Origin of the sequence: Candidatus Spongiihabitans sp., assembly GCF_965247905.1 — a bacterium.
Classification (GTDB): Bacteria; Pseudomonadota; Gammaproteobacteria; order Arenicellales; family Poriferihabitantaceae; genus Spongiihabitans.
The window spans coordinates 2,107,944-2,126,889 of the sequence record NZ_OZ252047.1 but is presented as its reverse complement, the minus strand read 5'-3'; the positions used below and the strand labels follow the sequence as shown (position 1 = coordinate 2,126,889).

Here is an 18,946-nt window from a genome sequence, read left to right as displayed (position 1 = left end):
AGGCGGGAATCCAGTTAAAATATGTCGTCCGGCGTAGCCGGACTCCTTTGAAAGAGTGTGAGTTTCGCTTCAATATGCGCCACGAAAACAGGTGTCAATATCTGCTAAAATCTATCCGAAATCGACCGCTTAAAGTATCTTGAACCTTAATTTATGCCGACTGGGCGGTGGCCTCGATTTCTGAATTTTTCCGCGTTGCGCCAATCAACCATCGATCGAATCGAATCAGCAAGGTCGGCAGCAACAGGAAATCAACGATCAGGGCGAACATGATCACGATAGCGACCAACAAGCCCATCTCCGCATTCAACGTAAACGAAGAAGTTGCTAACACCAAAAAGCCGGCGGCCAATGCCACCGAGGTAATCCATAACGGAATGCCCACGGTCGAAAATGCGTAACCAACCGCTTCGATTGCATCCAGACCTTGGTCGCGGCGCGCGCGCAAGTATTTGCTCATGAAGTGGATGGTGTCGTCGACCACGATGCCGAGCGTCATTGCCGTAACAACCGACAAACCCAAACCTATTTCGGCGTCCACGATGCCCCACAGTCCGAACGCCATCGCCGCCGGGGCGATATTGGGCAGCAAGGTCAGCAAGCCATACCGCACCGAGCCGAACGCCAGCATCAGCAACAACGATATTGCCACCAGCGCGAACGCGGTGCCGCCTAACATACTGATAATGTTGCGCATGCCGATATGGGAAAACATGATGGTTGGGCTGGCGCCGATGGTGTGAATTTCCGGCGTGTTCTGCTGCAGCCAAAGACTTACCCGCTGCTCGAAAGCCAGGGTATTCGTTGTGGACAAGGTTTTAAGCGTGGCGCTCAGCCGTGTGCGTTGTTTATCGATATCGATTTGATTGTTCAAGTCCAAGCCATAGGGCAGGGACAGTTCGTACAGCAGCAGATACTGCGCCGCCATTTCGCGTTGTTCCGGCAACGCGTACCAGAATGGATCATCGCCATGCATACTTTTGTTGATGCGCTTGAACACATCGGTCACGGTATTGACATGAATGACCTCGGGCTGCCGCCGCAGCCAGTCGGTGAATTGTTGCACCTGTTGCAGGTAGCGCGGTTCAGAAATTGCGCCGGACTGCCCGGCATTCAGTGAATAATCGATGAAATACATGCCAGTCAGATTGTCCACAACGAAATCGGTGTCGGTGCGAAACTCGATGCGCTCATCGAAGTAGTTGACGAAAATATCATTTAACTGGTTTTTTGGAATCCACAATACCAAGCCAACAATCACTAAACTGACCACTGGCATCAGCATAGCGCGCCGGCGAATCACCCAGCCTGAAAACGTGTTCATTATTTCACCGCCGTAAGCCCGGCCCTTCCTGGTACTTGCAGGCAGTAACGTAACCAGAGCAGGCAATAGCGTCATAGCGTAGAACCAGGCAAACAAAACGCCCATTGCGGCGATGTTGCCGAGGTCGCCGAACGGCGGGGCATCACTAAAATTCAGGGACAGGAAGCCGATGGCGGTGGTCACCGAGGTCAGCAAGACCGGGCTGAAATTGATTCTCAGGCTTTCCGCCATGGACGTGATCTTGTCCATCCCGCCGCGGTATTTCTGCAGCCAGTTGGCCAGGACATGCACACAGTCCGCGACCGCCAAGGTCAGAATAATTGTGGGTGCGGACATCGACGGCGGGGTCAGTTTAATGCCCATCCAGCCGGCCATGCCCATTGCCGAGACGATGGAAAGCGCGATGGTGATGAAGGTCGCCAGCGTGCCGCTAAATCCCCTTAACTGCAGGAATACAAGAAACAGGATGAGGGCGAAAGCGGCCGGCACCAGATGGGTCATGTCGTATAACGAGGCTTCCGGAAAGGCCTGGTTCATCATCATGATGCCGGTCAGGTAAATGTTCAGGTTTGGATAGGCTTGCTCGGCATAACTTCGCATCGCCCGAACATGCTCAACAACCTGGGGGCCTTCGGTGGCTTCATCAATTCCTGGGGTCTCGACCGTAATATTAATGGCGGCAACATGAGCATCCGCGGAGATCAGGCGATGCACCAGGAAAGGCTCGTTGACCGCGATGGCGCGAATGTGCGCCAGGTCGGCAGCGCTCAGGGAGTCGGCGTCTTCATACAAATCGGCCACTATCAGGTCATCGCCTTGCGCCTCGGTGTGCTGATAGTTTGACAGCGAATCCACCCTGATCGAAAACGGCGTCTGCCAAGCGCGATCGGTCAACTGCGAAATCGCCGCCAGCGTATCGCGGGTGAACACCTTGCCATCATCAGGCGCGATAACAAATAAAACATTATCGTTTTTTGTATAGGTGCTTTGCAGGTTTTCAAAGGCCAGCAAATGCGGATCATCACCAGAAAAAAACACGCGATAATCATTGGTGAATCCCAGAAACTGAACGCCGGAAGCGGCCGCCATGGCGAGCATCAAAGAAAGCGCCAGCGTCAGGATTCGATTACGGGTGACCCAACTTCCCCACTTGATTGCGAATTGCTCCATTGAAAATTACCTGAAATAAATAAGGGTCATGACCCAAATTATTTTTTCTTCGGCAGATACAAATCAGTAATCGTGCCTTCAAACGCTTCCGCAGCCAAGCCCAAAGTTTCGGCCAGGGTAGGGTGGGCGTGTATCGACAATCCAATATCCGCAGCATCCGCATTCATCTCAATGGCGAGCGTGGCTTCGGCGATAAGTTCCCCAGCATTGCTGCCGGTAATTCCGGCGCCAATGATTCTATGGGTATGGTTGTCAAAAAGAAGTTTGGTCACGCCGTCGCGACGGCCTTGAGACAGAGATCGACCGCTGGCGGCCCAGGGGAAAACGCCTTTGCCATAGTCCAGACCTTGCGCTTTGGCTTCGGCTTCGGTGACACCAACCCATGCTACCTCTGGATCGGTATAAGCCACGCTCGGAATCACTCTGGCATCAAACCCGCTGTTCAGTCCGGCCGCGACTTCGGCAGCGACCTTGCCCTCATGCACCGCTTTGTGCGCTAGCATGGGCTGACCCACTATATCGCCAATGGCAAAGATATGCGGAATATTGGTTTGTTGTTGATCATTAACCGCGATAAATCCATGCTCTGAAACGCTGACACCGGCCGCTTGTGCATTTATTCTATTGCCATTGGGCGTTCTGCCAACCGACACCAGCACCTTGCCAAAGGTTTCATTCTCCGGCGCTTGGTCGCCTTCAAAACTGACTTTGATGCCATTTTTCAGCGCTTTCATCTGCGTGACTTTGGTCTTTAGCCAAATGTTTTCGTACTGGTGCTTGATGCGTTTTTGCAACGGCCGCACCAAGTCCGCATCGGCGCCGGCCATCAGTCCAGCCAGCATTTCCACGACGCTGATTTTGCTGCCCAGCGCATGATATACGGTCGCCATTTCCAGGCCAATGATGCCGCCGCCGACAATCAGCAGCCTTTCAGGGATGTCGTCCAGCGCCAATGCGCTGGTTGAATCCAGCAACCTTGGATCAGCATGGGGGAAGCCCGGTATTTCAATCGGTTGCGAGCCGGCCGCGATAATGGCCTGTTCAAAGGAGACGGTTTCAGCGCCCGAGTTGGAAGCGACTTCAATCCTGTTTGGACTTATGAATTGCCCCAAGCCATGAATCACCGTGACTTTGCGTTTTTTGGCCAAACCCGCCAGCCCTTGCGTCAACTGATTGACAATGCCGTTTTTCCATTTAAGCGTTTGCTTGAGGTCCACCGTGGGCGGTGCAAAGTCAAGTCCAATGGCTTTGGCATCGGCGGCATCGGTGACCACTTTTGCGACATGCAACAGCGCTTTGGACGGGATGCAGCCCACGTTGAGACAAACCCCGCCGAGATTTTCATGGCGCTCGATCAAGATAACATCAAGCCCCAAATCCGCGGCGCGGAATGCGGCGGTGTAGCCACCTGGTCCCGAGCCCAATACCACCAACGCGGCATGCTTATCGCCATTCCCTTTCGCGGTTTTGGGTGCGACTTCTTTCGTCACGGCGACTTCATCGGCGATTTCATCCGCGACTTTTTTCGTCACGCTGGTGCCGCGCGACTCGACCACGAGCAAGACTTGACCGGAGGAAATTGCATCGCCGACCGCAATTTTCATTTCCTTAATGACACCGCTATGGCTGGCGGGGATTTCCATTGTGGCTTTATCGCTTTCTATGGCGACCAGAGGGTCGTCTGTCGCTATGACATCACCAACTTGTACAAAAATTTCGATGATGGGGACGTTTTCAAACTCGCCCAAATCAGGAGTTTTAATTTCAATCAGATTGGTCATAAATAAGGGCTGCTAACAAATTGGCACTTATCTTATAGAGACAGGGCTTACAGAGATAGTCTGCGGACATCCCCAAAAGATTGAGTGAGATAGGCGACAAATCTGGCCGCTTCCGCCCCATCAATGACGCGATGATCGTAAGATAAATCCAGCGGCAAGATTAGTCGGGGGTCGAATGATTCTCCATTCCACAGCGGCATCATCTTCGCCCTTGAGACGCCGAGGATAGCGACTTCCGGCGCGTTGACGATAGGTGTAAAAGCGCTTCCGCCAATGCCGCCCAAACTGGAAATACTGATGCATCCGCCTTTAAGGTCATCAGGTTTTAGTTTCCCGGCGCGCGATCGTTGGCTAATGTCGGCCATCTCTCGCGCCAAATCAAAAACACTTTTTCGATCGACATCCTGGACTACCGGGACTACAAGTCCATTGGGTGTGTCCACCGCTATGCCGATGTTGTAATATTTTTTTAATATTAGTTCCTCGCCGTTGACCGCAAGGGATGCATTGACATTCGGATATTTTTTTAGCGCGCCAACCATTGCTTTCATTACGAATGACAGCAATGTGATTCGTATGCCGTCTTTTTCCGCTTCGTTTTTTAACGACTTTCTAAACTGCTCGAGTTCGGTAATATCGGCTTCATCATGATGCGTAACATGCGGAATATTTAACCAAGCGCGTTGCAGGTGGGGACCGGATAATTTTTTAATCCGGGATAACTTAATGGTTTCAATTTCTCCAAACTGGGAGAAATCGACTTCAGGTATGGGCGGGATTCCAGCGCCGGTGGTTTCACTGGCGGGGGTTGGCGATGAGAGTTTTTGTTTGACGCATGATTTAACCCAGGCGATGACATCCTGTTTAAGGATGCGCGCTTTCGGCCCGCTACCGCCGATTTGACCTAAATCTGCACCAAGTTCTCTGGCAAACCTGCGTACCCCCGGGCTGGCATGAGGCGGGTTGGAATGTAGCCGATTGGAATGAAGTGCGCCGTCGGATTTTTCCATTGCAGCGGGCGAGATGGAAGCCGGGGAGTGTGCCGGAGAATGTACTTGAGTTACCAGCGTTTCCACAACCGCATTAGCGGGTTGTTTAATGTCGGCTGTTTGGACTTCTTTTTCGGCTGGCTTTTGAGCTTCCTGCTTTTGAAGTGCTGGGTCAGCAACTTCGCCGACAGTATCGCCGACAGTATCAATGTGCATGATCACCATGCCTTCGGATACGCTATCGCCAACGGCAACACTAATAGCGGTGATGGTACCCTTGCCCGGCGCCGGAATGTCCATGGTCGCCTTGTCGCTTTCCAGGGTCAGCAACGGGTCTTCTGCGGCAACCGTATCCCCAATATTCACCAAAATTTCAATGATTTCAACCGCATCGAAATCACCAATATCTGGAACCTTTACTTCAGCCATTGATTTTTATCACACCGTTACCGGGTTGGGTTTTTCCGGGTCGATGCCATACTTGGCGATGGCTTGTTCAACTTGTTGATTGGTTACGGCTTCCTGGTCGGCCAGCGCTTTCAATGCACACACCGTCACATGATGACGATCCACCTCAAAGAATTTTCGCAACTGCTGGCGGGTGTCGCTGCGGCCGTAACCGTCGGTGCCCAGCACATAATACTGGCGCGGCACGAAGGCGCGAATTTGCTCGGCATACAATCGCATATAATCGGTTGCGGCAATCACCGGGCCTTCGGTGTTTCCCAAGCACATTTCCACATAATTTTGTTTCGGATTTTCATCGGGATGCAGCCGATTGTAACGCTCCACATCCTGCCCGTTACGGGTTAATTCATTGAAACTGGTCACGCTCCAAAGGTCCGCGCTAATGCTAAATTCTGTATCCAGCATTTGTGCGGCAGCTTCGACCTCCCTTAATATGGTGCCGCTGCCCAGCAATTGCACTTTGTTTTTATTTTTCTTTTTACCCACCTGCTTGAGTAAATACATGCCGCGCAGAATGCCCTCATTAGCATTTTTTGGCATTTCAGGGTGGGTGTAGTTTTCATTCATTACGGTAATGTAGTAATAAACGCTTTCCTGCTGCTGATACATGCGCCGCATACCATCGTGGATGATGACTGCCAACTCGTAGCAATAAGTCGGATCGTAGGAAATACAATTGGGCACCGTTGCCGCCAGGATTAAGCTATGCCCGTCCTGGTGTTGCAGACCTTCACCCGCCAGCGTGGTTCGCCCGGCGGTGCCGCCCATGATGAATCCGCGCGCTCTGCTATCGCCAGCGGCCCAACATAAATCACCGATACGCTGAAAGCCGAACATGGAATAGAGAATGTAAAACGGGATGGTGTATATATCATGATTGCTATAGGCCGTGCCGGCCGCAATCCACGATGACATGGCGCCCGCTTCATTGATGCCCTCCTGCAGCACTTGCCCATTTTTATCTTCGCGGTAAAACATCAACTGCTCGGAATCCACCGGCTCATATAACTGCCCTTTGGGAGAATAAATTCCCAATTGCCGAAACATGCCCTCCATGCCAAAGGTGCGTGATTCATCGGGGATGATTGGAACAATAATATTTTTAAGTTCCTTGTTTCGCACCAGAGCGGAGAGGATGCGCACGAATGACATGGTGGTGGAAATTTCTCGAGCACCGGTGCCCTCCAACTGAGATTTAAAAATTGACAGCGCCGGCAATTTAAGTGCTGGCGCGCTCAGACTTCGGCGTGCCGGTAGAAATCCGCCTAATTTTTCTCGATGAGCCAGTAAGTATTGGGTCTCTGCCGAGTCTTTTTCCGGGCGATAAAACGGCGCTTTGGCGACTTCTTCATCGGTCAAGGGAATATTAAAACGATCGCGAAATGCCAGCAGGGATTCTTCCCCCATTTTCTTTTGTTGGTGCGTGGTGTTCTGCCCCTCGCCGGCTTCACCCATGCCATAACCTTTTACGGTTTTCGCCAGAATCACTGTTGGCTGACCGCTATGCCGGGTTGCGACATGATAGGCGGCGTAGATTTTATGCGGGTCGTGTCCGCCCCGATTCAACCGCCAAATATCGTCGTCGGTCATATTGGCGACCATTGCTTTTAATTCAGGGTTGGCACCAAAGAATTTTTCCCGCACATAGGCACCGTCATTGGCTTTAAAAGCTTGATACTCGCCATCAACCGCTTCCTCCATACGTTGCTTGAGTAATCCTTTGTCGTCGCGCTGTAACAATTTGTCCCAATACCCTCCCCAAATTACCTTGATCACATTCCAGCCAGCACCACGGAAATCGCGTTCCAACTCCTGAATAATTTTTCCATTGCCGCGCACCGGCCCATCCAGCCGTTGCAGGTTGCAGTTGACTACAAAAATCAGGTTGTCCAGGTTTTCCCGGCCAGCAATCGCAAGCGCACCGGTGGATTCAGGTTCATCCATTTCGCCATCACCAAGAAATGCCCATACCTTCCGATCCTTGGCGTCAATCAATCCACGATTATGCAAATACTTCATATAACGCGCCTGATAGATCGCCATAATCGGACCGAGCCCCATAGAGACCGTGGGAAATTGCCAGAAGTCCGGCATCAACCAGGGGTGGGGGTAGGAGGACAGACCAGCGCCATCCACTTCTTGGCGAAATAATCTCAGATCTTCTTTGTTCAACCGTCGTTCCAGATAGGCGCGTGCATAAATTCCCGGCGCAGAATGTCCCTGAATAAACAGCATATCGCCCAAATGTTCGGCACCGTCTTGTCCAGACACGCTGGCCCGCCAGAAATGATTAAATCCAACGTCATAAAGAGTGGCGGCAGACGCAAAACTGGCAATGTGTCCGCCCAACTCGGACGAGATGCGGTTCGCTCTGACCACCATGGCCATCGCATTCCAGCGAATCAGCGCGCGAATTCGCCTTTCCAGGCCGTGATCCCCAGGACTGGGCTGTTCCTGATGAACCGGGATAGTATTTAAATAAGCAGTATTGGCTCGATACGGGATATGGGCGCCAGACCGACGCGCCGTATCAATAAGCGATTCAATCAAGAAATGCGCGCGTTCGTGCCCCTGTGTTTCGATGACCGACGAAAGCGCATCAAGCCATTCACTGGTTTCGGTCGCATCGGTGTCGGTGTGCGTCTCGTTACTGGACATAAACCCTATACATTGTTAGTTTTATTAAATATGAGTGGCAGTGTAACATCAATTTGAAATACCTCAAAAATCGACAAAAGTTCAATATCGGATAGATGCCGCCGCCCGCATTAAGACCGCCGGCGTAAGTTCAGAAACCGTTGGCACCTCTTCCCGCCATTACAATACTGTCAGCGCATGAGTGAACACATGCGAAAATGACGGATGAGCATGACCGGCTGCGGCAGGCGAGGTTTGGCAGAAGCAAAACCGGCCCGCAGTTGAGCGAGCGCCGGCCCCGCTGCCAGGTAATGTCAGCGGCTGCCGCCGCTGGGTTTTTCACTGGATTATCGGGTCAAGCCCGATAATGACGGGCGGGGACGCTAGGCCGCCGTCATTCCCGCCCTTCACACCCCCCGTCGTCATTCCAACTAAAGAACGTCACCCCTGTGAAAACAGGAGTTGGAAAAAATCGCCAGGAGCGATTTTTCGCGAGCGCAGCGAGTTCGCCAGAACGCGTATCAGGGACGATACGCGCAATCCAGTGAAACATTCGTACCGCGCAGTGGGACACGACCGCCAGGGATGGCGGAAGTGCCGATTTTGCAGGAGCAAAAATCGGCCGACCACGGCGGCGGTCGCGGTTGTCGTCGCGGTCGAGACGACGGTGACGATGCCAACGGCGGTGGTGTTACGCCGTCACCGCCTTCGCCACCCCCGCCGTCATTCCTGCGGAAGCAGGAATCCAGTAAGACCTGCGCGGCTTTAGCCGCACCACCGTGACCGCGTCGCCACACCACACCACGTCGGTGATGTGTCCCGCTACGCGGGACGGATGATCAACTGGATTCCTGCTTCCGCAGGAATGACGAGGCGGGGGACGGAATGATGGTGGATGCCGTTGCGTGTATCGGGCGGATTGATTAGACTGTTTAGTCGTCGTATTCCATTTGGGATTTAACTTCACATTCAACTTCACATTCAACAACAGCCGATTTTTTCATCATGACAAAAACGATATGAGTGGCGCTCGTGACTGGTCGGACCCGACCGTTAGGGCGATCGTCATGCTGGTAATCGCCACGTTGTTTTTCGCCTGGCAGGATGCCTTGACCAAGCATCTGGTGCAAACCCTGCCGGCGTCGCAGATTGTGGCCGTGCGGTTTTTCTTTTTCGCGTTGTTCGCGCTGGTTTATGTCGGCCGCGGCACCGACATCAAAGGCGGCATTGCCGCGGCATTTCGTTCACAACGGCCGTGGCTGCAGATTGCCCGCGGGCTACTGTTGTCCGGTGAAATTATTATGTTCGCCTATGCCATTCAGTTTCTCGGGCTGGCTGAAATGCATACCCTGTTCGCGTGCTTCCCGCTGCTGATCACCGCGCTGTCGGTGCCGCTGTTGGGCGAATCCGTTGGCTGGCGTCGCTGGCTCGCGGTCATGGTCGGCTTCATCGGCACGCTGATCATCCTGCGCCCCGACAGCGGAGTGTTCCAGCCAGCCGCGCTCATCGCGCTCGCCTCGGCGCTGATGTTCGCTGTCTATAATGTGCTGACGCGCCTGGTCTCGCGCTACGATTCGTTCGAGACCTCGCTGCTCTACCTGGGCGTGGTCGGCTTCGCCGGCGCCATGCTCATCGCGCCATTTTACTGGCGCCCGCTCGCCGCCGCCGAAGCCGTCTGGCTGCTGGTCATCAGCACCACGTCCATCATCGGCCACTTGCTGTTGATCAAATCCCTGGCGCTGGCGCCGGCGGTCATCCTGCAGCCGTTCAACTACTTCGTGCTGGTCTGGGCCATCATCATCGGCTTCTTGCTGTACGGCGAAGTGCTGTCCCTGACCACATTGCTGGGCACCGGCATCGTGGTCGGTAGCGGCGTGTTCATCGCCCGCCGCGAATACAAACTCGCCGCGCACAGTGGCTAGCGCCGTGACCGACCCGCTCCCTAATCCAGACTTTAGGCAATACTTGAAGCGCCATCCGGACACGCAGTATGTCGACGCAATGCTGTGCGACTTGTCGTGCGTGATGCGCGGCAAGCGTTACCCGATTGATCTGGCGGACAAGATTTTCAGCGACGGCATGATGTTGCCCGGTTCGTCGGTTTTGCTGGCAGTCACCGGCGATTCGCATGATCCAGAGGGACTGGGGTTTTCCGACGGCGACCCGGACGAAGTCGCCATTCCCATCGACGGCACCCTGGCGCCGGTTGCGTGGGCGAGATATCCCACCGCGCAAGTGATGTTGACCCTGCAGAGTTTGGGCGGCGCACCGTATTACTTTGAGCCGCGCAATGTGCTGGCGCGCGTGTTGGCGCGCTTCGGCGAGATGGGGTTGCGCCCGGTGGTGGCGTTTGAACTGGAGTTCTATCTGCTCGACCCGACGCACGACAACGGCGAGCGCATTCAGCCGCCGCGCTCGCCGTTAAGCGGGCAGCGAAGCGAAGCCACTCAGGTTTACAGCATCGACCACATCGAAGATTTCAGTCACTACCTGCACGCGGTGAGCGAGGCGTGCGCGCAACAAGGCATTGCCACCGGCGCAATCTCGGCCGAATACGCGCCCGGCCAGTTCGAGATCAACCTGCGCCACAGCGACCAACCACTCGCAGCGGCCGATCAATGCGTACTATTTCGCCGCGCGGTGCAGTGCGTCGCCAGAAAACACCAACTGCAAGCCACATTCATGGCCAAGCCTTATGCGGCGCGCGCCGGCAGCGGGCTGCACTTGCATATCAGCTTGCTCAACGACGATGGAGAAAACGTATTCGATGGCGGGCATGATGATCGCTACGGCACACGCGCTTGCGCCAGCGCGCAACTCAGGCACGCCATCGGCGGGCTTAAGCAAACCATGGCCGAATCGATGGCGATATTCGCCCCCAACGTCAATTCCTATCGGCGCTTCGTCGCCAACAGTTATGTGCCGGTGAGCCCGAGTTGGGGTTTCGAGAACCGCTCGGTGGCGATGCGCATCCCCAAAAGTCCGGGTAGCGCACAGCGTATCGAACACCGCGTGGCCGGTGCTGATGCCAATCCCTATTTGACTCTGGCGGCATTGCTGGTCGGTATTCACCATGGCCTCAGCAACCACATTGATGCGGGTCAACCGACCTCGGGAAATGCTGGCCAGCAACTGCACGAGGGGATGCCGTTCGATGCGCAAAGCGCCTTCGAGAAATGCCGCCGCGGCAAGATCCTGCCCGACTATTTCGGCCAGCGGTACCTGAATGCATACAGCAGTTGCAAGTTGAAAGAATACCAGGCTTTCACCGAAAGCGATCCCAGCGAGAGCAGTTGGTATTTGTGAGCTTGCGAACAAACCTTGAACAAGAGGCGAACCCCATGAGCGAACACAATCATCCCCATGACCCCGATGGCGACATCGAGGCGCGGGTCAAGTCGTTGGAAAATTTGTTGATCGAAAAAGGGCTGGTGGAGGCCGCAGCGATGGACGAATTGGTCGATACCTATGAAAACCGGGTCGGCCCCAAGAACGGCGCGCAGGTCGTTGCCAGAGCCTGGACTGATGCGAAATACAAACAGCGCTTGCTTGCGGATGCCACCGATGCAATCATGGAAATCGGCTATGCCGGCCGCCAGGGAGAGCACATGCGGGTTGTGGAAAACACCGAGCAGGTGCACAACATGGTGGTGTGTACGCTGTGTTCCTGCTATCCATGGCCGGTGCTCGGCCTGCCGCCAATCTGGTACAAGGTGTCGAGCTACCGCGCCAGGGCAGTGCGTGAGCCGCGTGCGGTGCTGGCCGAATTCGGCATTGTTCTTGAGCGCGACGTTGAAGTGCGGGTTTGGGATTCCACCGCGGAAATCCGCTATCTGGTGTTGCCGCGAAGACCGCGCGGCAGCGAAAACCTGAGCGCGCAGCAACTGGCACGCCTGGTCACCCGCGATTCGATGATTGGCGTAGCGGTGCTCGACGCGCCCTTGGCCGACCCGGTGAACGCCTGAAATGAAGGCACATGACCTCGGTGGGCGATGCGGGTTTGGCGCGATTGACGACATGTTTATTGGTGATGGGCAGAGCGCGCTATTTCCCAATGAATGGGAGGCAACGGTATTCGGCATGACTCTGGCTTGCGGCATGTTGGGCCAGTGGAATCTCGACCAGACGCGCTTCGCCCGCGAGCAAATGCGGCCGGCGCATTATCTTGCCAGCACCTATTATGAACACTGGCTCGATGGCCTGGAACGACTGCTGGTCGAACGCGGTTTGCTCAGCACGGCCGAGCTACAAAGCGGCAAAGCGACGGGCAAGGGGCGGTTGCAAGCGGTTACGGTTGAGCGCGTGGCGGAAATTCTGGGCCAAGGCGCACCGACCATTTTACCTGCTGAAGCCGCACCCCGGTTTATCAGCGGCGCGCGCGTCAGGGCGCGAAATGGCACGCCCAAATCCCATACCCGCGCGCCGCGCTACACGCGAGGACGCGAAGGGGTGATTGTGTTCCATCACGGTGCGCATGTTTTCCCGGACCAGCACGCGGCAAGCGGCGAAAAACAACCGAAACATCTTTATAACGTTCGTTTTGAAGCCCACGAGCTTTGGGGCGAAGCGGACGCAGAAGGGAATACCGCGGTGTATGTCGATCTGTTCGAGCCTTATCTGGAGATGGTGGATGTCGCGCCCTGAACCCATTCCCGGGCAACCCCGGGCCGACGGCGAACTGGTCTTTGCCGCACCGTGGCAGGCACGAACATTCGCCATGGCGGTGCAGCTCAATCAATCGGGGTTATTCGAGTGGAAAGAATGGGCCGCGCTTTTGGCGAGCAACATCGCCGAGTTTGAGCAACATAACGCCATTGAAGACAGCGATACATACTATCGACTCTGGCAACAAACCCTGGAGCAAATCGTCGCGGAAAAAACCGAGTTGTGATTGCCAGTTGTGATTGCCAGTTGTGATTAATGGCGAAGTGCAGGATGTTCCGACAGTTAAGAGGGGGTCGCAATCCCTTCTCGTCTCTGCTACGATTGCGGCTACGCCTGTGTTGTAACAAACAATCGGGGGTGTAGAATAGGCGGGTTTTGCGAGAGCGGCTATTGTTGCTCCTGTTGTTCAATGTATTCACTAAGCGAGAATTTGAAATGACGATTAAAGTTGGTGACTTAATACCGAATGTGACCTTGGCGCGCATGACTGCGGATGGCCCGGCCGAGACCACCACCGATGAAATTTTCGGCGGCAAGAAGGTGGTGTTGTTCGCGTTGCCGGGCGCGTATACGCCGACCTGCTCGGCCGCGCACTTGCCCGGGTTTGTGGTGCATCACGATGCCATTGTGGCGAAAGGGGTCGATGCCATTGCCTGCCTGTCGGTCAACGATGCGTTCGTGATGGGCGCGTGGGGCGCAGACAAAAACGCCGACGACATCGTGATGCTGGCGGATGGCAGTGGCGCGTTCACCGCGGCGGTCGGGCTGGAGTTGGACTTGACCGCGAAGCACATGGGCGTGAGATCGCAACGCTACGCCATGATCGTTGACGACGGTGTGGTCACTCATCTCAACGTCGAGCAAGGCGCCAATTTCGAGGTCAGCGATGCCGAAACCATCCTGCGGCTGTTGTAGCAACTGTTGTACGCGGACGACCACCTTAAACGCGCTAACGCTTGCGATCAATATGAGCAGGTTTTTAGGGGGTAAAGATTCTATTTCTCTACCGATATTTAATGCTGTATAATTCGTAGATGAAAGCCATTGATTTAGCACTGACTTTCGACGATGTTTTGTTGGTTCCTGCAAAATCTGAAATTCTGCCTCAGGATGCGGATCTAAAAACCCGCTTTACCCGCAATCTCACAATAAATATTCCTTTGGTTTCTGCGGCTATGGACACCGTAACCGCTGCCAAGGCGGCGATTTGTCTGGCACAGCAAGGCGGTGTGGGTGTGATTCATAGAAATTTAACGCCGCAATTACAGGCCAAGGAAGTCAATCAGGTAAAGAAATTCGAGAGTGGCGTGATCACCGATCCGGTAACGGTGGAAAAAACCGCTCGGGTCAAGGATGTGCTTCAGCTGATGCAAAAGTATTCAATATCGGGCGTTCCCGTGGTTGATGGCCGAAAGGTCATTGGTATCGTCACCAATCGTGATTTGAGGTTTGAAAAGAATATGGATACGCCGGTTGATAAAGTGATGACCACAGAAGAGCATCTGGTGACGGTGGGTAAGCGCGCATCTTCGGACGAAATTCAACGCTTATTGCATCAACATCGTATCGAGAAAGTCTTGGTGGTGAGCGGCGACAATGAACTTAACGGGTTGGTGACCGTGAAGGATATTCAAAAATCCAGTGATTACCCCAATGCTTGCAGGGATGATCAAGGGCGGCTGCTGGTAGCCGCGGCGGTTGGCGTTGGCGAAGATGCGGATGAAAGAGTGGAGTGTCTGGCGAACGCCGGGGTCGATGCCCTCGTCGTGGATACTGCTCATGGTCATTCTCGCGGGGTGCTTGATCGGATCGCGATGATTAAAAGAACTTACGCCGGTATGCAGGTGATCGGCGGTAACATCGCCACAGCGGAAGCGGCCAGGGACTTGGTCAATGCCGGTGCTGATGCGGTCAAAGTGGGCATTGGTCCCGGTTCGATTTGTACCACCCGAATTGTCGCTGGCGTCGGCGTGCCGCAGATTCATGCGCTCCAGCAAGTTGCTAAAGGCTTAAAGGGAACGGATGTTCCTTTCATTGCGGATGGCGGCATCCGATTTTCCGGCGATATCGCCAAGTGCATCGCTTGTGGCGCGAATACGGTGATGGTCGGGGGTATTTTAGCGGGTACCGATGAATCGCCGGGTGAAATCGAAATATTTCAAGGACGCTCTTACAAATCTTATCGGGGCATGGGCTCCCTCGGCGCCATGCAGAAGGGCTCCAAGGATCGGTATTTTCAGGAAAGCGTCGATAGCGCGGATAAATTAGTGCCGGAAGGGATTGAAGGGCGCGTGCCTTATAAGGGCCCGATGGTGAATATTATCCATCAGTTGATGGGCGGGCTGCGCGCCAGCATGGGTTATACCGGCAGTGGCACGATAGAAGATATGCGCCATAAAACGCAATTTATTCGCATCACCAATGCGGGCATGAAGGAAAGCCATGTGCATGATGTTTCCATCGTCAAGGAAGCGCCGAATTATCAAACCAGTTAGCAATTTCCAGTAATTTTCGCGCCGATGAATTTTGTCGTTTTGATTAGCGCATGAACACATTCCATGACCCGCAGCAACAAAAAATACTGATACTGGATTTTGGCGCGCAATACACCCAGCTTATTGGGCGTTGCGTGCGGGAGCTGGGGGTTTATTGTGAAATTTTTCCATTTGATGTTGACCCCGACAAAATAAAGGCATTTGCCGCAAACGGTTTTATTCTTTCAGGCAGCCCTGCGTCAACTTATCAGGATCACGAAACCAACGCTCCCGGCATAGTTTTTGATACGCGACTGCCGATTCTTGGAATTTGTTATGGGATGCAAACATTGGTCTCTCAGCTTGGGGGAGTGGTTGAAAATACGACCGCTCAAGAATATGGATATGCTGAAAATGGACATGCCGAATATGGGCATGCCGTGGTCAACACTTGTGCCAATAGCAAATTGTGCGGGCCAGCCGGTCAGGCGCTGGCGGTATGGATGAGTCACGGCGATCGAGTGAGCGAACTGCCGGCTGGATTCAAGGTCATCGGCGCCACCGGCCGTTGCCCGTACGCCATCATCGCCGATGAAGACCGGGATTACTATGGCGTTCAGTTTCATCCCGAAGTGACTCACACCGTGGACGGTAAAAGGATTTTATCGCGCTTTGTTCATGACATTTGTGGCTGTGGCGCGGACTGGGTTTCGGCGAATATTATTGAAAGCCAATTGCAGTGGGTTAAAAATCGGGTTGGCAGTGAGCGCGTGATACTGGGACTTTCCGGCGGCGTCGATTCGGCTGTTGTGGCGGCGCTGTTGCATCGCGCCATCGGCGCTCAGTTGACCTGTATTTTTGTGGATACCGGGTTGCTGCGTTTGCACGAAGGCGACCAGGTTATGGAAACTTTTTCCGAACATCCGGGGGCAAAGGTTATTCGCGTAAATGCTGCGGATGATTATTTCGAACGCCTGAAAGGCATTGATGATCCTGAACAAAAACGAAAAATCATCGGCAACCTTTTTATAGAAATATTTGAACGGGAGTCGCGCAAAATAAAAAATGCGAAATGGTTGGCGCAGGGAACAATCTACCCGGATGTGATCGAGTCGGCAGGAAATAAGCATGGAACGGCCAAAGTCATAAAATCCCATCATAATGTCGGCGGACTGCCGGCGGATATGAATCTAAAGTTATTGGAGCCGTTGCGCGAGTTGTTTAAGGATGAGGTGCGAAGCATGGGCCTGGCGTTGGGGCTGCCGAAAAAAATGGTCTACCGGCATCCATTTCCAGGCCCCGGATTGGGCGTGAGAATTCTTGGCGAAGTTAAACGGGAGTATGCGGAAATCTTGCGCCAGGCCGATGCGATTTTTCTTGAAGAGTTGTATGTCCATGATTTATATGACGAAATAAGTCAGGCTTTTGCGGTGTTCCTGCCGATTAAATCCGTGGGCGTGGTCGGGGATAATCGCGCCTATGAATACATCATCGCCCTTCGTGCAGTAGAAACCGTGGATTTTATGACTGCCAGGTGGAAGCAGATTCCATATGATGTGCTTGGGGTAATTTCCAACCGCATCATCAATGAAGTGCGCGGAATTAGTCGAGTGGTCTATGATATATCAGGCAAGCCGCCGGCCACGATAGAGTGGGAATGACGCCAGGCGGAATGACGCGACGTCAACTAGACCATCAGTTTATGGCGCGGGCTTTGGAGCTGGCAATCATGGCGCAGGATCGCGATGAAATTCCGGTTGGCGCCGTGGTCGTGCAAAATGAAAAAATCATTGGCGAGGGATTTAACTGCTCAATAGGAAATCATGACGCCAGCGGTCACGCGGAAATAGAGGCGTTGCGCGCTGCCGGTAAAAACATCGAAAACTATCGCCTCGATAAATGCAGTTTGTATGTCACAATGGAGCCGTGCATTATGTGCGCCGGTGCTATTTTGCATGCGCGCATCGAGCGTCTGATTTTTGCGACCCACGACCTGAAATTTGGCGCCGCCGGCAGCCAACTCAATTTGCTGCAGTCCAGGTTCTTGAATCACCGCTGTTCAATCACCGCTGGAATAATGCAACGGCAGTGCCAGGAATTGATCCAACAATTCTTCAAGCAGAAACGTTAATTTATCCATCATCACCAAGGAAATTTCAGCGCGCTTGCAATTATCGCCATCATTATCGAAGTGTATGGAATTTCGCAAAAGTTACGTTATACTGTGTCCGTTATTCTTTAATTTATCGCTGTGGAGGCAAAAATGATAAAACTATCTAAATTATTGAAAGGCGGCGCGGTCAGCGTGGCATCTTTAGTCCTGCTAGTTGGCACCGGTTCAGCATCGGCTGCCGGGGTATTAAACGTGACCAACTGGGACGAATACATCGCCGAGGACACCATTTCAAACTTTGAAGCGGAATATGATATCAAAGTGATTTATGATGTTTACGAATCCCAGGAAGCGATTGATTCCAAACTTCTGGCTGGGAGCTCCGGTTACGATGTGGTCAGTCATGCGGGCAGCGCAATTGCGAGATTGATTCCGGCCGGTATCCTGCAACCAGTTGACAAGTCCAAACTGGATAACTTCAAGCACATGCGCCCCGAGGTTATGGCGCAGTTAGGCGAAAACTGGGATCCGGGCAATCAATATGTGGTGCCGTATATGTGGGGGACGCATGGCGTTACCTATAACGAAGCGTTGGTCAAGGAAACCTATCCCGATGCGCCGATTGGCTCGCTGGACTTGATTTTCGATCCAGAGCATATTTCTAAAATTGATGCCTGCGGCGTGGCCTTCCTGGACGCGCCATCCGATATGGTGCCAATGGCATTGTCTTACCTGGGGTTTGACCCAAGTTCAACCAACAAGGCCGACTATGCGGCGGTCGAGGAAATGTTGTTAAAAATCCGCCCTTATATCAAGACTTTCGATAATTATGCGTATCAACGATTGATCCAAAAGGAGTTTTGCGTGGTAACCAGTTGGGGTCCGGATGGCTTGTTGGCGATGTCACAGGCGGCAGAACTGGATACTGGCATAGAACTGAATTTTTTCATTCCGCCTGGCAAGAATGCGGCTACTTTTTGGGTGGATGGCTGGGTGATTCCCGCCGACGCCGAGAATGTGGAAAATGCACACCTGTTCTTGAACTACATGATGCGCCCTGAGGTTGGTGCGGCGGATACCAATTATTTGTGGTATGCGACCGCAAATAAAGACGCGGTGGATTTAATTGATGCTGAGGTGACCAGCAGCCCGGCCGCTTTCCCGCCGCCGGAAGCCGTGGCGTTAATGTACACCTCTGCGGTATTGCCACCAAAAATCGAACGTTTGTTGACCCGAACCTGGACCAATTTCAAGGCGGGTAATTAGAAAAATTCGGCGCGTCATGTGGTTATCGTGCCATCGCTGTTTATGCGACGCGCCGAAGT

The 18,946-nt window shown here is 53.6% G+C and carries 15 protein-coding genes; 11 read left to right on the top strand and 4 right to left on the bottom strand.

Translation table 11 applies throughout. The features are described from left to right. Positions 1-151 precede the first annotated feature (151 nt). From ACP158_RS11000 to aceE, 4 genes are read right to left on the bottom strand one after another with little or no spacing between them, the layout of a single operon-like run. Positions 152-2,494: an efflux RND transporter permease subunit gene (locus ACP158_RS11000; protein ID WP_424946171.1), complete on the bottom strand. Its 2,343-nt coding sequence runs from the start codon at positions 2,492-2,494 to the stop codon at positions 152-154. A gap of 38 nt (positions 2,495-2,532) precedes the next feature. Continuing rightward, on the bottom strand, positions 2,533-4,275 hold the full coding sequence (gene lpdA / locus ACP158_RS10995; protein WP_424946170.1) for a dihydrolipoyl dehydrogenase: 1,743 nt from the start codon (positions 4,273-4,275) through the stop codon (positions 2,533-2,535). A gap of 47 nt (positions 4,276-4,322) precedes the next feature. Next, entirely contained in the window at positions 4,323-5,693 is a 1,371-nt protein-coding gene (aceF, locus tag ACP158_RS10990; protein WP_424946169.1) for a dihydrolipoyllysine-residue acetyltransferase, read from the bottom strand. 9 nt (positions 5,694-5,702) lie between these two features. Then, a complete protein-coding gene (aceE, locus tag ACP158_RS10985; RefSeq protein WP_424946168.1) occupies positions 5,703-8,390 on the bottom strand; it encodes a pyruvate dehydrogenase (acetyl-transferring), homodimeric type in 2,688 nt (895 codons plus the stop codon). Positions 8,391-8,831: 441 nt separating this feature from the next. On the opposite strand from aceE, the gene ACP158_RS10980 reads away from it, so the two are divergent. The 11 genes from ACP158_RS10980 to ACP158_RS10930 all read left to right on the top strand — a co-directional run bounded on the left by ACP158_RS10980 (position 8,832) and on the right by ACP158_RS10930 (position 18,887). Further along, the gene (locus ACP158_RS10980) at positions 8,832-9,152 is read left to right on the top strand and encodes a hypothetical protein (protein ID WP_424946167.1); all 321 of its coding nucleotides are present in this window, start codon (positions 8,832-8,834) and stop codon (positions 9,150-9,152) included. 284 nt (positions 9,153-9,436) lie between these two features. Then, positions 9,437-10,291, top strand: a complete 855-nt coding sequence (locus tag ACP158_RS10975; RefSeq protein WP_424946166.1) for a DMT family transporter — start codon at positions 9,437-9,439, stop codon at positions 10,289-10,291. A 4-nt stretch (positions 10,292-10,295) separates the two neighbouring features. Beyond that, entirely contained in the window at positions 10,296-11,675 is a 1,380-nt protein-coding gene (locus ACP158_RS10970) for a glutamine synthetase family protein (protein WP_424946165.1), read from the top strand. Between the two features lie 35 nt (positions 11,676-11,710). After that, on the top strand, positions 11,711-12,334 hold the full coding sequence (nthA, locus tag ACP158_RS10965) for a nitrile hydratase subunit alpha (protein ID WP_424946164.1): 624 nt from the start codon (positions 11,711-11,713) through the stop codon (positions 12,332-12,334). A 1-nt stretch (position 12,335) separates the two neighbouring features. Continuing rightward, positions 12,336-13,013 (top strand): nitrile hydratase subunit beta, encoded by a 678-nt coding sequence (nthB, locus tag ACP158_RS10960; protein WP_424946163.1) that lies wholly within the window; start codon positions 12,336-12,338, stop codon positions 13,011-13,013. Further along, on the top strand, positions 13,000-13,260 hold the full coding sequence (locus ACP158_RS10955) for a nitrile hydratase accessory protein (RefSeq protein ID WP_424946162.1): 261 nt from the start codon (positions 13,000-13,002) through the stop codon (positions 13,258-13,260). The genes nthB and ACP158_RS10955 overlap by 14 nt, the downstream gene beginning before the upstream one ends. Before the next feature lie 209 nt (positions 13,261-13,469). Further along, positions 13,470-13,949 (top strand): peroxiredoxin, encoded by a 480-nt coding sequence (locus ACP158_RS10950; protein WP_424946161.1) that lies wholly within the window; start codon positions 13,470-13,472, stop codon positions 13,947-13,949. Positions 13,950-14,068: 119 nt separating this feature from the next. Further along, complete coding sequence (guaB, locus tag ACP158_RS10945) at positions 14,069-15,529, top strand: IMP dehydrogenase (protein ID WP_424946160.1); 1,461 nt, start codon at positions 14,069-14,071, stop codon at positions 15,527-15,529. A 50-nt stretch (positions 15,530-15,579) separates the two neighbouring features. After that, positions 15,580-17,169: a glutamine-hydrolyzing GMP synthase gene (gene guaA / locus ACP158_RS10940; protein ID WP_424946159.1), complete on the top strand. Its 1,590-nt coding sequence runs from the start codon at positions 15,580-15,582 to the stop codon at positions 17,167-17,169. Between the two features lie 41 nt (positions 17,170-17,210). Continuing rightward, on the top strand, positions 17,211-17,639 hold the full coding sequence (gene tadA, locus ACP158_RS10935; RefSeq protein WP_424946158.1) for a tRNA adenosine(34) deaminase TadA: 429 nt from the start codon (positions 17,211-17,213) through the stop codon (positions 17,637-17,639). Between the two features lie 132 nt (positions 17,640-17,771). Continuing rightward, the gene (locus ACP158_RS10930; RefSeq protein WP_424946157.1) at positions 17,772-18,887 is read left to right on the top strand and encodes an extracellular solute-binding protein; all 1,116 of its coding nucleotides are present in this window, start codon (positions 17,772-17,774) and stop codon (positions 18,885-18,887) included. The last annotated feature ends 59 nt before the right edge of the window (positions 18,888-18,946 follow it).